This window comes from Shewanella algae (assembly GCF_009183365.2).
Taxonomy (GTDB): Bacteria; Pseudomonadota; Gammaproteobacteria; order Enterobacterales; family Shewanellaceae; genus Shewanella; species Shewanella algae.
The window spans coordinates 4,344,240-4,358,193 of sequence record NZ_CP068230.1 but is presented as its reverse complement, the minus strand read 5'-3'; the positions used below and the strand labels follow the sequence as shown (position 1 = coordinate 4,358,193).

At 52.0% G+C, this 13,954-nt stretch carries 15 protein-coding genes; 2 read left to right on the top strand and 13 right to left on the bottom strand.

The window, feature by feature from the left end:
- Positions 1–9: 9 nt before the first annotated feature.
- Positions 10–1,275 (bottom strand): transcription termination factor Rho, encoded by a 1,266-nt coding sequence (gene rho / locus E1N14_RS19475; protein WP_025011562.1) that lies wholly within the window; start codon positions 1,273–1,275, stop codon positions 10–12.
- 212 nt (positions 1,276–1,487) lie between these two features.
- Positions 1,488–1,814: a thioredoxin TrxA gene (gene trxA / locus E1N14_RS19470; RefSeq protein WP_025011563.1), complete on the bottom strand. Its 327-nt coding sequence runs from the start codon at positions 1,812–1,814 to the stop codon at positions 1,488–1,490.
- Positions 1,815–1,967: 153 nt separating this feature from the next.
- Between trxA and rhlB the strand changes: the two genes are divergently transcribed.
- Positions 1,968–3,281, top strand: coding sequence for an ATP-dependent RNA helicase RhlB (gene rhlB / locus E1N14_RS19465; RefSeq protein ID WP_025011564.1), 1,314 nt, complete (start codon positions 1,968–1,970; stop codon positions 3,279–3,281).
- On the top strand, positions 3,282–4,211 hold the full coding sequence (locus tag E1N14_RS19460; RefSeq protein ID WP_025011565.1) for a Ppx/GppA phosphatase family protein: 930 nt from the start codon (positions 3,282–3,284) through the stop codon (positions 4,209–4,211).
- Positions 4,212–4,297: 86 nt separating this feature from the next.
- Here the strand turns inward: E1N14_RS19460 and E1N14_RS19455 are convergent, their stop codons facing one another.
- The 11 genes from E1N14_RS19455 to ubiE form a co-directional block, all read right to left on the bottom strand.
- Complete coding sequence (locus E1N14_RS19455; protein WP_028781367.1) at positions 4,298–4,834, bottom strand: thioredoxin family protein; 537 nt, start codon at positions 4,832–4,834, stop codon at positions 4,298–4,300.
- A 203-nt stretch (positions 4,835–5,037) separates the two neighbouring features.
- Positions 5,038–6,048 (bottom strand): porphobilinogen synthase, encoded by a 1,011-nt coding sequence (gene hemB / locus E1N14_RS19450; protein WP_025011566.1) that lies wholly within the window; start codon positions 6,046–6,048, stop codon positions 5,038–5,040.
- On the bottom strand, positions 6,045–7,946 hold the full coding sequence (locus tag E1N14_RS19445) for a sensor domain-containing diguanylate cyclase (protein ID WP_025011567.1): 1,902 nt from the start codon (positions 7,944–7,946) through the stop codon (positions 6,045–6,047). Before E1N14_RS19445 ends, hemB begins: the two co-directional genes overlap by 4 nt.
- On the bottom strand, positions 7,939–8,742 hold the full coding sequence (locus E1N14_RS19440) for a TatD family hydrolase (protein WP_025011568.1): 804 nt from the start codon (positions 8,740–8,742) through the stop codon (positions 7,939–7,941). The genes E1N14_RS19445 and E1N14_RS19440 overlap by 8 nt, the downstream gene beginning before the upstream one ends.
- Positions 8,739–9,242, bottom strand: coding sequence for a hypothetical protein (locus E1N14_RS19435; RefSeq protein ID WP_025011569.1), 504 nt, complete (start codon positions 9,240–9,242; stop codon positions 8,739–8,741). Before E1N14_RS19435 ends, E1N14_RS19440 begins: the two co-directional genes overlap by 4 nt.
- Positions 9,243–9,290: 48 nt before the next feature.
- A complete protein-coding gene (gene tatC, locus E1N14_RS19430; protein ID WP_025011570.1) occupies positions 9,291–10,046 on the bottom strand; it encodes a twin-arginine translocase subunit TatC in 756 nt (251 codons plus the stop codon).
- Positions 10,047–10,056: 10 nt separating this feature from the next.
- Positions 10,057–10,464: a Sec-independent protein translocase protein TatB gene (gene tatB / locus E1N14_RS19425; RefSeq protein WP_028781365.1), complete on the bottom strand. Its 408-nt coding sequence runs from the start codon at positions 10,462–10,464 to the stop codon at positions 10,057–10,059.
- A gap of 6 nt (positions 10,465–10,470) precedes the next feature.
- Positions 10,471–10,716 (bottom strand): Sec-independent protein translocase subunit TatA, encoded by a 246-nt coding sequence (gene tatA, locus E1N14_RS19420; RefSeq protein WP_028781364.1) that lies wholly within the window; start codon positions 10,714–10,716, stop codon positions 10,471–10,473.
- Positions 10,717–10,775: 59 nt separating this feature from the next.
- Positions 10,776–12,425, bottom strand: coding sequence for a ubiquinone biosynthesis regulatory protein kinase UbiB (gene ubiB, locus E1N14_RS19415; protein ID WP_025011571.1), 1,650 nt, complete (start codon positions 12,423–12,425; stop codon positions 10,776–10,778).
- Positions 12,422–13,054, bottom strand: coding sequence for a ubiquinone biosynthesis accessory factor UbiJ (locus E1N14_RS19410; protein ID WP_062793673.1), 633 nt, complete (start codon positions 13,052–13,054; stop codon positions 12,422–12,424). Before E1N14_RS19410 ends, ubiB begins: the two co-directional genes overlap by 4 nt.
- A gap of 1 nt (position 13,055) precedes the next feature.
- A complete protein-coding gene (ubiE, locus tag E1N14_RS19405) occupies positions 13,056–13,811 on the bottom strand; it encodes a bifunctional demethylmenaquinone methyltransferase/2-methoxy-6-polyprenyl-1,4-benzoquinol methylase UbiE (protein WP_025011572.1) in 756 nt (251 codons plus the stop codon).
- Positions 13,812–13,954: the final 143 nt, after the last annotated feature.

The window sequence follows — 13,954 nt, the reverse complement described above, 5'->3', positions numbered from 1 at the left end:
GTCAGTCGATCAAGACTTGGTGCGTTTCATCGCAGTGAAGAACTCTTCATTGGTCTTGGTCATTGCCAGCTTATCGATCAAGAATTCCATCGCGCTGACTTCATCCATAGGATTGAGGATCTTACGCAGGATCCACATCTTCTGCAGCTCATCCGGTGTAGTCAGTTTCTCTTCACGGCGGGTACCACTGCGGTTGAAGTCAATGGCAGGGAACACCCGCTTCTCGGCGGCCTTGCGTGACAGATGCAGTTCCTGGTTACCTGTACCCTTGAACTCTTCGTAAATTACTTCGTCCATCTTGGAGCCGGTATCGATAAGCGCAGTGGCGATAATGGTCAGACTGCCGCCATTTTCGATATTACGGGCTGCACCGAAGAAACGCTTGGGTCTGTGCAGTGCGTTGGCATCTACACCACCTGTCAGTACCTTGCCTGATGAAGGCACAACTGTGTTGTAAGCACGAGCCAGACGGGTGATAGAGTCCAGCAGGATCACTACGTCTTTCTTGTGCTCAACCAGGCGTTTGGCCTTTTCAATAACCATCTCTGCAACTTGTACGTGACGGCTTGCAGGCTCATCGAAGGTGGAAGCGATCACTTCGCCCTGAACCAGACGCTGCATTTCTGTCACTTCTTCAGGACGTTCGTCGATCAGCAGCACCATCAACACCACTTCAGGGTTGTTGTAGGTGATGGACTGGGCAATATTCTGCAGCAGCAGAGTCTTACCGGCTTTTGGTGGAGCAACAATCAGACCACGTTGGCCCTTACCCACGGGTGAGCAGAGGTCCAGAATTCGGGCGGTGATATCTTCGGTGGAACCGTTACCGCGTTCCATACGCAGACGTTCTTCTGCATGCAGTGGGGTAAGGTTTTCAAACAGGATCTTGTTGCGGGAGTTTTCAGGCTTGTCGAAGTTAACTTCGTTGACTTTCAGCAGAGCAAAATAGCGTTCGCCTTCTTTGGGGGGACGTATCTTGCCAAAAATAGTGTCACCCGTTCGCATGTTGAAACGACGGATCTGGCTTGGAGAGACATAAATATCATCGGGACCGGCCAGATACGAACCATCGGCACTGCGCAGGAAACCAAAACCATCCTGAAGTATCTCCAGAACGCCTCCACCGAAGATGTCTTCACCACTCTTGGCGTGGGCTTTCAATATAGAGAAGATGATATCCTGCTTGCGGGCACGAGCCATATTCTCCAGCTTCATTTCTTCGGCCAGTGCGACTAAGTCTGCAATAGACTTGTTTTTTAATTCAGTTAAATTCATTTTTGGTGGGTCTTGTTTCACGCGACAAAGCTTACGCGCTCAATCTCTCAAATTGGACTTGATGGATGTTGATTGAACAGCGAGAAGTGGGTTAGTAGAAAGAATCTGGTTATTAAAGTAGCACTATCAGGACAGGGCGTCCAGAAGTTTAACTGAACCCGGCACATTTTTATTTCGGGGCGTGCCGGGTGTCACTTATTTGATTTGAGTGATCAAATCTGGGCGTCGATGAACTCTTTCAACTGAGTCTTGGACAGGGCGCCAACCTGATTGGCAACCAGTTCACCGTTTTTGAACAACAGCAGAGTTGGGATACTGCGAACACCGTATTTAACAGGTGAAGCGTTGTTCTGATCTATGTTCAATTTGGCGATGGTCAGTTTGCCGGCGTATTCTTCGGCAACATCGTCCAGGATTGGAGCGATCATCTTGCATGGGCCACACCACTCGGCCCAGAAGTCTACCAATACAGGCAGTTCTGATTTCAGGACGTCATTTTCAAAGCTGTCGTCGCTCAGGTACACAATTTTATCGCTCATGATGTTCTCCAGTTGGGTTGCCATTGCTGGTCTGTTAATGGCTTAACCTGTATATTGGGTTGGATTAACGGCAATTCAAGTCACCGTTTTTTTCTTGTCGCTATTTCAAACGATCGAGTATCTTATTGCAACCCTAACTGGTATGCTTGCGCTATGAGCGAAACACATTTATCCCAACAAAAATTTGCCGAACTGCCACTCCATCCTGAAGTAATTCAGGCACTTGCAGAAAACGGTTTCGAATATTGTACGCCTATTCAGGCGCTTTCCCTGCCGGTACTTTTGCAGGGTAAAGATATCGCCGGTCAGGCGCAGACAGGTACGGGCAAGACCCTGGCCTTTCTGGTAGCAACTTTTAACCACTTACTTTCCACCGACATCCCCGCAGAACGCCAACTTAATCAGCCCAGAGCCATCATCATGGCACCAACCCGGGAATTGGCGATTCAGATAGCCAAAGATGCCACCTTGCTGTCCAAACACACCAAACTCAAGGTGGGGATTGTCTATGGCGGCGAAGGCTATGATGCCCAGCGCAAAGTGCTGGACAAGGGCGTGGATATCCTGATTGGTACTACAGGACGCATCATAGATTACGTGCGTCAAGGGGTTATCAACCTCAGCGCTATTCAGGCCGTAGTGTTGGATGAAGCGGATCGCATGTTCGATCTCGGCTTTATCAAAGACATTCGCTTCCTGTTTCGCCGCATGCCGGATGCCAAAGACAGGCTCAACATGCTGTTCTCGGCAACCCTGTCGATGAAGGTGCAGGAGCTGGCTTATGATCATATGAATGATCCGGTCAAAGTCGAAATTGCACCGGAAGAGAAGACCTCAAAAAACATCAAGGAAGAGCTGTTCTATCCTTCGATGAAGGACAAGATCCCACTGCTGCTTACCCTGATTGAAGAAGATTGGCCGGATAAGGCGATAGTCTTTGCCAACACCAAGCATCAGTGTGAGAACCTCTGGGGCTGGCTCGAAGGTGATGGTCACAGAGTCGGTCTGCTGACCGGTGATGTGCCGCAGAAGAAACGTCTTAAGATCCTGGAGTTGTTCACCAAGGGTGATCTGGATATTTTGGTGGCCACAGATGTAGCGGCCCGTGGCCTGCATATTTCTGATGTGTCCCATGTCTATAACTTCGACCTGCCTGATGACTGTGAAGACTATGTTCACCGTATCGGTCGTACCGGCCGTGCCGGTGCCAAAGGGGTTTCAGTCAGCTTTGCCTGTGAAGAATACGCCCTCAACCTGCCGGCTATCGAAGATTATATCAAGCACTCGATTCCGGTAACCTCTTACGATGCCGAAGCTTTGCTCGATGATATTCCAGCACCGGTTCGTATTCATCGTAAGCATGCCGGACCACGTAATACCCGTGATCGCGGCCAGGGACGTCCTCAGGGAGCCCATCGTAGTGGCGGTCGTCCGCCTCGTCACGACAGGACCCGCAGACATTCCTGAATGCCGAAACCCACCTACGCAGCCATAACCCTTGGCTCCAATAGCTTCAATATGCTGGTTGCCCGCACTGTCGGCAGCCAGCCCAAGGTCCTTGCCAAATACAAACGTAAGGTGAGGTTGGCCGAGGGAATCGAGGCCGATGGCAGTCTCAACCTGGCGGCATTCGAACGTGGCCTCGATTGCCTGGGCATGTTCGCCAATATGCTCGTGGAGCATCAAGTCGATGATGCCAATGTGGCCGTTATTGCTACCGCAACCCTCCGCTGTATCAGCAATGCGGATGAATTCAATCGTCGTGCTTTGCAAATATTAGGTCACCCGATAGAGATCATCTGTGGTATGCGCGAAGCCGAACTTATCTATCAAGGCATGGTGGCGACCACTCATGGTGAAGGGCGGCGCCTGGTGATAGATATAGGTGGCGCCAGTACCGAGTTTATTGTGGGTGACGGTGAAAAGGTACTGTTTAAAACCAGCCTGCCCATAGGCTGTGTCACCTACAATCAATGCTTTTTCACCTCAGCTCCACTGCAACCGCTGGACTTTGACGATGTGCGAGACAGGGTGGATCAGACCTTGGCTGAACACAAATCGACTTTGAAAGCGCTGGGCTGGCATTCGGTGGTCGGCGCTTCCGGAGCAGTGCAGTCAGTGGTTGAAGTGTTGCAACACAGGCAGGAATCGGAAACTCTGACCCTGACGGTGTTGGAATCACTGAAGCAGGAGTTGTTGGCTCAGGAGAGCCTGACTCTGAATGGGATCAGCGGCCTGTGTCCCGAGCGGGCACCGACCTTTGCATCCGGTATCGCTATTCTGCTGGCGCTGTTTGAACTGCTGGGTATTGAACGCCTGCATTTATCCGGCGGCGCTTTGCGCGAAGGGGTGTTGCAGATGTTGGCCAAAAGGCAGTCTTTAGCACCGGCACAGTAAAAAGGACCTTCACCAGGTCCTTTTCTCATTTTTGGCTGCTACGGCCCGAGTGCACCATAGGTTACCCGGCATAGTGGCTTGAAAGATTACTTGAGGATCTTGGCCAGATCCTGCTCCAGAGAGACTTCCGGGCGTTCAACGATACGGCCAATCTCTTTGCCATCCTGAAGCACAATAAAGGTTGGGATCCGCTGGAAGTCATATTGGGCGGCCAGGCCCTCCGGATCCTTTTTCTGGCGATCTACCCCGATATAACGCACCTGGATATTAGGGTTGGCCACTTGCTCCATGATACGGATAAAGCGTGGTGTTTCTCTGTGGCAGTCCGGGCACCAGGTACCTATGATGACTACAATTTCTGTAGCTTTATCGACGGCTTTTATTGGAGCTAAGGCATCTGTCTCTACCTGATAACTCTGGTAGCCACTGCTGAATTCGGGTAATTCTGTCACCAGTTTCTGCGCTTCGACTGCGCCCGTTAAGATCACTTCCTGTTTCTCCTCGCTGCAGGTGGCGATAAAGCCTTCCTGTTTGTCTTCGAAACCACAACCGCCATTGGCCATAACCTGGCAACTGAAGAATAACGCGGTGGTGGCGAGTAACGCTTTTACATTCTGGTGCATCATACTACCTCGGGTGGGGTGACTCCATACCCTGATTCAACCATTGGTGAGGGATATGGCAAAGAGACAAACACTATGTATGTTAGCAAGATCACTAAATAATTTTGATCTGAACCAACAGGGGAGTCAGCGGGGGAATTAACTCATGCCGGGAATGGGACAAATACAAAAAAGCCGCCTTGAAGGCGGCTTTGGAGTTCAATTTACTTGGCGTCTTTCAGCCATTGGGCGGCCTGCTTGGCAAAGTAAGTGAGAATGCCATCGGCGCCTGCGCGTTTGAAGCACAACAGAGATTCCATCACTATGGCTTTTTCTGCCAGCCAGCCGTTTTGAATTGCTGCCATATGCATGGCGTATTCACCGCTGACCTGATAGGCAAAAGTCGGCACACCCAGCTCGGTTTTGACTCTGCGCACTATATCCAGATAAGGCATGCCTGGCTTCACCATTACCATATCGGCACCTTCCTGGATATCCAGGGCGACTTCATGCAATGCTTCGTCCGAGTTGGCCGGATCCATTTGATAACTGTGTTTGTTGCCGCCTTTGAGGTTGCCGGCAGAGCCGACCGCATCGCGGAAGGGGCCATAATAGTTAGAAGAATACTTGGCGCTGTAGGCCATGATCTGGGTGTTGACATGGCCGGCGGCTTCGAGTGCCTGACGTATGGCGCCTATGCGACCATCCATCATGTCTGAAGGAGCCACCATATCGGCACCGGCAGCGGCGTGGGACAGCGCCTGCTTCACCAGAATTTCAGTGGTGACGTCATTGATAATATAACCGGTCTCATCGATGATGCCGTCCTGTCCATGGGTGGTGTAGGGGTCCAGCGCGACATCTGTCATCACGCCCAGCTGAGGGAACTCTGCCTTGAGCTCACGCACGGCTCTTTGCACTAAACCATCGGGATTGTAGGCTTCTTCGGCCATCAGGGACTTTTTCTCCGCCGGTGTGACGGGGAATAGGGCAATCAAGGGGATCCCCAGCTCTACCAGCTCTTCGGCTTCCTTGAGCAGCAGATCTATGCTGTAACGCTCAACGCCCGGCATGGAGGCCACCGACTCGGTACGTTTGTTGCCTTCGAGCACAAACATGGGGTAGATGAGGTCATTGACCGTCAACTGGTTTTCAGCCATCAGGCGGCGGCTGAACTCATGCTTGCGCATACGGCGCATACGACGCTGTGGGTAGGCACTGGTAATTATGTTCACTTTGGGCTCCTGGCTGGATCTGAAAGGGTATCTTGCTCGGGATCGAAGGCGTAGACCCGATCCCTGCCTGAATTCTTGGCACGATACAGCGCCTTGTCGGCTTGCTCCAGCAACTGGGTGATGTGCATGTCCGACTCTATGATGGCGACGCTGACGCCGATACTTGCCGTCAGAGGGATAGTCTGTTTGTCCCAACTGACATCCAAGGCCGAGATGGCGTGACGTATCTGTTCTGCCACTCTCAAGGCCCCGCTAGTATCAGTATTGGGCAATATAATAGCAAACTCCTCACCGCCAAAACGTGATACCAGATCACTTGGACGCCTGAGGATATTCTTGAGGGTATCGGCAATACTCTTAAGGGTTTGATCGCCGGCCAGATGACCATGTTTGTCGTTAATGGTCTTGAACCTGTCTATGTCCAGCATCAGCAGTGCCAGCGGTGTCTGTTGCCGGCGGCTGATGCGCCCTTCGGCCTGCAGACGCTTGTCGAAGGTGGAACGATTTTTAACTCCGGTAAGACTGTCTATTGTGGCCTGCTCGGTGAGCTTCTGGTTGGCTTCGTTCAGTTCTCTGAGCGCGATTTCCAGCTCCAGAGTACGCTCTTGCACCATACGCTCCAGCTTTTCGTTGCTCTCGGCTTCCATCCTCAGGGTTTCTTCCCTGGCTTCGCGGATCCGCTCTGCCTGTTTCAGCGCTTCCTGCTGAATTCTTTGCTTGGCCTTGCGCTCATCGTTGTAGCGTATTGCCAGCACTGCTGCCATAAACACCACCTCGAAAGTGAGCCCTAATAACACTGGCGTTTGTGGCATCAAGGGCAGTTTGATAAGACCCAGATACATGAGACAGGAGACGAAGATCCCCAGTGTCATTCCACTCCAGGAGACGGTGTAGAGCTTGGCGAGTTTATTGCCACGCACCGCTTGCAGGGTACTGAAAATCAGCAACATCAAACTCACTGACATCACTGAGATGATCTCGATATAGATGGCGAGTGCATAATCGATAAGCACAGTCGCGAACATCAGCAGTATGGCGCAGGCCGCCGTGTAGCGACAGGCCCTCAACATGCGAATGCTGTGATACTTGAGCTGTAATACCTTCTCGGTAAAGAGGATCCCAAAGGCGATAACCAGGGGAACCAACAAAGGGATCACATACTGTTGCAACTGTGGCACATTGGGCCATAGGTAGCGAAATGCCGTGCCATTGATGCAGGCAACCAATAGGGTCATTGTGAGCACATAACCGGCGTAATAGCTGTAACTGAAGGAGCGGGTAGTCACTGCAATGAACAGCGCAAACAAGCCTATAGCGGCCAGGGCGCCTAACTGTATGCCATTGAGCATATTGCGGGTTTCATGGCTTTGCAGTAGCGCGTATGGCTCCCAGAGGTGAATAGGCAGATAGCTGCTGCCGGCCGTGGTCAGCTTCAACCAAAATTGGTGCTGTTCCTGCTGCCTGATGTCAAAGGCGTAGAGGAAGTCGGTACTCAATATGCTTCTGTGGCCAAAGGGTTGGGTATCTCCCAGAGTCAATTGACGTTTGAGACGACCATTGACGTAGTGGTAAACCTCCAGCCTATCCATACTGGGGTTATTGAAGGCCAATATTCTGTTGAAACTGCCGGGCTCATCGGCGTAGAGTCTAAAGTTGAACCAGAGACCATCGGTTCCCATGTCGACAAAGCTGTAGTCATTCGCTGGGTGCCAGGCCGAATCCGGCAGGTTGAGCACCTGGCTGAGGCGACTATCTGGGCCTTGCTCTGTTACTCGGGTACTGGGGCGTAAATCCGAATCCAGCCCCTTTGAGGCTGAAACTTCGACGCTGGGCTCGGCGTTAACCGCCAGAGACAGCAAACTACAGAAGAGCAGCAGTACAGAGTAAGCATTAGCCATGGGTGCTCTCCAGCTTAAAGAAACGCAAGCTGTTGCTATAGCACTGGCGTGCAAGACTGTCCAGCGACTGACCGCGGATGTCGGCGACAGCCTGGGCGATATAAGGCAGATATTTGGGCTCATTGCGGCCGGATTTGGGCTTGGGTCTCATGCTGCGTGGCAGTAGATAGGGACTGTCGGTTTCCAGCAATAATCTGTTATCCGGGATCAAGGGCAGGGCGCTTACCAAGTCCTGTCCCCGGCGTTCATCACAAACCCAACCTGTCACGCCCAGGTACAGATCTCTGGCAATATAGTCCTCGGCCTGTTTGGGGCCGTCGGTAAAGCAGTGCAGTAGCGCCGCCGGTAGTGCTTCCAGATAGTCGTCCAAAATAGCCAAAAAGTCATCATGGGCATCGCGCTGGTGCATCAGTACCGGGTATTGTAGTTCTGCCGCCAGTGTCAACTGGGCCTCAAAAGCCTGGCGCTGCTGCCGGCGCGGCGAAAAGTCCCTGTTGTAGTCCAGGCCGCATTCCCCTATGGCAACGACTCCAGGTTGCCTGGCCAGTTGCCTCAGTTCGGCGGCGCTCTCCGTCTGCCACTGGCTGGCATGATGGGGGTGGACACCAGCTGTGGTGTAGATTTTTTTGGGGTATTGTCGGCAAACCTGGATGCAACTTCGGCTTTCATCCAGATGGCTGCCAATAAGGATAAGCGGCGAGACACCTTGGTCCGCCGCTTCATTGATAACTCGATTGAGATCTTGTTCCAGGTGGCTGCCAATCAGATTGACAGCGATATCCAGGTATTGATTCACTGCAGACGCTTGACCCTGATAGTGCTGTTGCGCCCTTCAGTTCCCAACAGGAATGAGCCTAAGGCGGCTTTTTCGATATAAACTTTCTGCCCGGATTCCAGGCGGAAATTGCGGCTGTCGGTTTGTTTCCAAACCTGACCGTTACTGAAGCTGATCTTGAGGGCACCATAGGGGTCTTTACCGACCTCGCTGATGGTCAGGAAAATCTTCGCAACTTCGTTTTTCTTGCTGGCCTGGATAGTGGATTCCAGGTTGTCGGCACCGAAGTCGGCCACAGGATCGGCCTGGACACTCTTGGCCACAGGCGCAGCGGCAACCACTGCAGCCTCTGTAGGGGTGACTTTTGCATGGGTGACTTTGGCAGCCAGCTCATCGTAACAGATGAGCCGGTCAAGCTTGTCAGATAGGGAGGCACACTGAGCCAATTGCTGTTCTATTCCGGCCTGAGCCTGAAAACAAAGCAGTGCAGCAGTAGAGGCAGCAATCCAGGTTAAACGCATGAATATCATCCTTCTTTTATTCTTGTTTTTACCCTTGCTGCCCGCTGATTACGCTTGCTTTTCTTCGGTCTCGTCCTCGTCTGATTCATCCGAAGCCTTGCTGTAAAAACGGGCAGCCAAGAGTCCGCCCTCAAACAATAACAGCATTGGCACGGCCAGCATAGTCTGAGAAATAACATCCGGAGGTGTCAGTAACATGCCCACCACAAAAGCGCCGACAACGATATAGGGGCGTTTGGCTCTCAGGTCTTCCGGAGTGGTGACACCGGCCCAGCACAGCAAAATCACGGCGACCGGGATCTCGAATGCCAAACCAAAGGCAAAGAACAGCTTCAGAATAAAGCTCAAATAACTGCTGATATCGGTCGCAACCTGAACCCCTTCCGGAGCCACACTGGTAAAGAAGCCGAATACAACCGGGAACACCACATAGTAGGCAAAGGCGATCCCCAAATAAAATAGCAGAGTACTGCTGAACAATAGCGGGACTACCAGACGTTTTTCATGTTTATACAGTCCGGGCGCAACAAAGGACCAGATCTGATACAGCACATAGGGCACAGCAATGAAAAAAGACAGTACCAGCGTCAGTTTAAAGGGAGCGAAAAACGGTGCGGCCACATCCGTTGCAATCATGCTGCCGGTATCCGGCAGTGACTGCATCAATGGGATCGCCATGTAGTGATAGATGTCGTTTGCCCAGTAAACCAGGGCGATAAACACGATGAGCACACTTGCTATAGCTCTGAGCAGTTTAGTGCGCAGTTCCAGCAAGTGGCTGATTAATGGCTGCTGTTGCGACATGCTTTACCCATTATTTAGTGTCAGTACCTGTCGGCTTGGGAGCCGTCTCGGTGGCAGGTGTCTTCTCCTCGACAGCGGCTTCTGCCTTGGGTGCTTCCTGGGCTGGAGATTTGCTGTCTTCAACCTGATAGGGACGGTTGACCGATTGGGCCGCCTCTCTCAGTTGGTCGATAGACTCCTGCAGTTCGGGAGACAGATTGCTGAGGCCCTTGCTCTCGGCCTTTTTCAGGTCTGCATGTAACTGCTCGATCTTGAGCTCCTGCTCAAGTTCATCTTTGACCGAATTGGCCATGCGTTTCATGGCACGGATCCAACCGGTAATTGAACGTACCGCTACCGGGAGACGTTCGGGGCCGAGAACGACCAGCCCCAATACCCCGATGAGCAGCAGCTCCATAAAGCCGATACCATCGAACATAGGGAATTACGCCTGTTCTTTGTCCTTGGACTCTGGCTTCTTATCAGCCGCCTGTGCTTTGGGGTCTGCTTGAGTGTTCTGTGCAGAAGTGTCCTCGATGGCCTTCTTGTCATCGTCACTGGACATGGCGTTCTTGAATCCCTTGACTGCTCCGCCGAGGTCGCCGCCCAGTGAACGCAGCTTCTTGGTGCCGAACAGCAGCACTACAATTAACGCGATGATGAGAAGTTGCCAAATACTGATACCACCCATGAAGGTTTCCTCTTAGATAATCTTGGTTCAATTATGAACCTTTAATTAAAATGTACTAATTAAAATTTCTTAATTTTGGGCCTGGATCGCCATCCAATAAACCACAGGATTGCTCCGGCTCCCATACTGACATAGGAAGGCCACAGTGTAGCGTCCTGACTGAGTGAAATCGTGCCACAGATCAACAAAATTGCGGATGTGATTAACAAATAATTGCTCTTGTGCGCTTTCTGCTGGTGCTTCAGATATTTGTCCAACATCTGCTGCTGAGCTCCAAGGAGATTTCGCCCCAGCTTCAGATTGTCATATATCAGCTCCGGAAACTCTGGAAGTTTATCAGACCAGAAGGGCAATTGTGTTTGCACTTTTTTGAACATTGCCTTTGGACCGACCTGTTCGGCCATCCACTGTTCGAGGAAAGGCTTGGCCGTTTGCCACAGATCCAACTGAGGATAGAGCTGACGTCCCAAGCCTTCGATATAGAGCAAGGTCTTTTCCAGCAAGACCAACTGTGGCTGTACCACTATGTGGAAGCGGCGAGCGGTACGGAACAGTTCCAGCAGCACATGGCCGAAGGAGATCTCATCCAGCGGCTTGTTGAACATAGGTTCACACACCACTTTGACAGCTTGCTCGAAGGCCTGAATGTCGGTATCGGCCGAAACCCAACCGGATTCCACATACAGCTGGGCGATACGGCGGTAATCACGATTGAAGAAGGCAAGGAAGTTTTCCGCCAGATAGCGTTTATCCGTGTCGTTGAGCGTTCCCATGATGCCGCAGTCCAGACCAATATAGAAAGGATCTTCCGGATGCTCGCGGGAAATAAAGATGTTGCCCGGGTGCATGTCGGCGTGGAAAAAGTTATCGCGAAATACCTGGGTAAAGAAGAGTTCCACCCCACGCTCGGCCAGTAGCTTGAGGTTGGTACCCTGGGCCTTGAGCGCGGCAACGTCCGAAACCGGGATCCCCTCGATGCGCTCCATCACCATCAGCCTTGGATAGCACAGCTCTTCATAAACATAGGGAATATAGAGGGCGTTGGAGTCGATAAAATTGTTGCGCAGCTTGACCGTGTTGAGCGCTTCCAGTTTTAGGTTGAGCTCTCCCAGAATGGTAGTGCGGTAGTCTTCCACCACTTCGGCCGGGCGCAGGCGATTATCCGGGCCGAGAATGGTTTCCAGCAGATTGGCACTCTGGCTCATCAGTTGCAAGTCGGCGAGAATGTTTTGCTCTACATTGGGGCGTAATACCTTGAGAACCACAGGCTTGCCGTTGGACTTGAGCGTTGCCGTGTGCACTTGGGAAATAGATGCCGAGGCCAGCGGGGTATCGTCAAAGTCGTCAAACAGGGTTTCTATGGGGGCCTTGAGTTCGGCTTCAATGGCTTCCCGCGCCAGCTTGGAGTCAAATGGCGGGACTCTGTCCTGCAACATGGCCAATTCATGGGCCCATTCATCGCTGAGTAGATCGCGACGGGTGGAGAGCATCTGGCCGAACTTGATATAAACCGGCCCCAACTCTTGCATGGCCAGTTTCAGCCGTTCACCACCGGCCTTGGATTTATGTTTGTTGCGCAGCCAGAACAGACTGCGGCGCCAGAGTTTGAAGTACCAAGGGGTCAACTTTTTCGGCAACAGCTCGTCCAAACCATAATGCAGGGCAATGCTGATAACCTGATATCCTCTCTTGATACTGGCGAAACTCATGGGCTTTTCTTGTCCTTCAAATTGGCGAGTCGTTGTTCCAGAGCGTCCGTGGCGGCCACAAGCTCGTCAATTTTGTCGCAATGGTGAATAAATTCAAGCCGATGAGGGGCTAATCTGTACTCTTCGGTGGTTAATTGCGCCAGATGGGATTGGGTCTTGTTAAAAACCCGGCTTAAATCTGCCTTGGCTCGCTGCAGACCACTTAACAAGATATGAGTCGGGGCATCGCCCAGATACCGGGACAAAGGCTCGGCAAAGTCAAACCTGACCTGCTGCAGAAAATGGCTGAATGTTTGCAGCAAGGCGAGTTCCCCTTCGATTACCAGCTTATCTTGTTTGATAAGCTCGGTGAGGCTTTCGCCTTCGCCCAGGCGGTAGAGGGCGGTGGCATCGGCCTTGACGGTAACCGCTGCCTCACCTTCATAGCTGGAAAGCACCTGAATTTTTTTGGCAAACACTAAATAAAGTGGCCAGTTCAGTTGACTGAGTTGCAGACACAGGACTTTACCGTGCAGCGATTTCAACCGGGCATATTCGCCCTCGGCTTGGTCGGTGACTTTCTCTAGCGCCATCTCCAGAGCGGTGCAGCACAGCAGCCGCCACTGGGATGTCAGGCTCAGCTCATTCATCTCAGAACTTATAGCCTCGGTGCAGAGCCACTACGCCGTCGGTCATATTGATGTAATCCACCTGCTCCAGGCCGGCATCTTGCATCATCTGTTTCAGGGTTTCCTGATCCGGGTGCATACGGATGGACTCGGCCAGGTATTCGTAGCTGTCGGCATCTTTGGCAACCAGCTGACCCATCTTGGGCAGGATCTTGAATGAATACAGATCGTAGGCCTTACGCATGATCTCATGCTGTGGCTTGGAAAACTCCAATACCAACAACTTACCGCCTGGCTTGAGCACACGTTGCATGGAGCGCAGCGCCGCGTCTTTGTCGGTCACATTACGCAGGCCAAAGGCGATGGTGATGATATCGAAGTGATTGTCCGGGAAGGGCAGTGCTTCGGCGTTGGCCTGTACATAACTGACGTTGCCCACTATGCCCTTGTCGCGCAGCTTGCTGCGACCGACTTTGAGCATGGAATCATTGATATCCGCCAGGATAACCTGACCCTTGTCACCCACCAGGTGAGAGAACTTGGCGGTCAAATCACCGGTACCACCGGCCAGATCCAATACCTTCATTCCCGGACGGGCACCGGCGCACTCAATGGTGAAGCGTTTCCAGAATCTATGGATACCAAAGGAAGCGACATCGTTCATGATGTCGTATTTAGTGGCAACGGAATGGAAGACTCCGGCTACCAGGTCGGCCTTCTTATCGGCTTCGACAGTTTTATACCCGAAATGTGTACTCTTTGGTGAGTCTTCAGACATCAGTGTATTCCTATGACTAGCTCGTATTGCAGCGAGTGTAAGCTATTGGTACAGCTTGCTGAATCTTTGCGCGGCCAAGCTGTGATCGCCGCAGTAAAAAATGCTGTTGGCCCCAGGCCAGACTGCGCATTAGACCACAATAT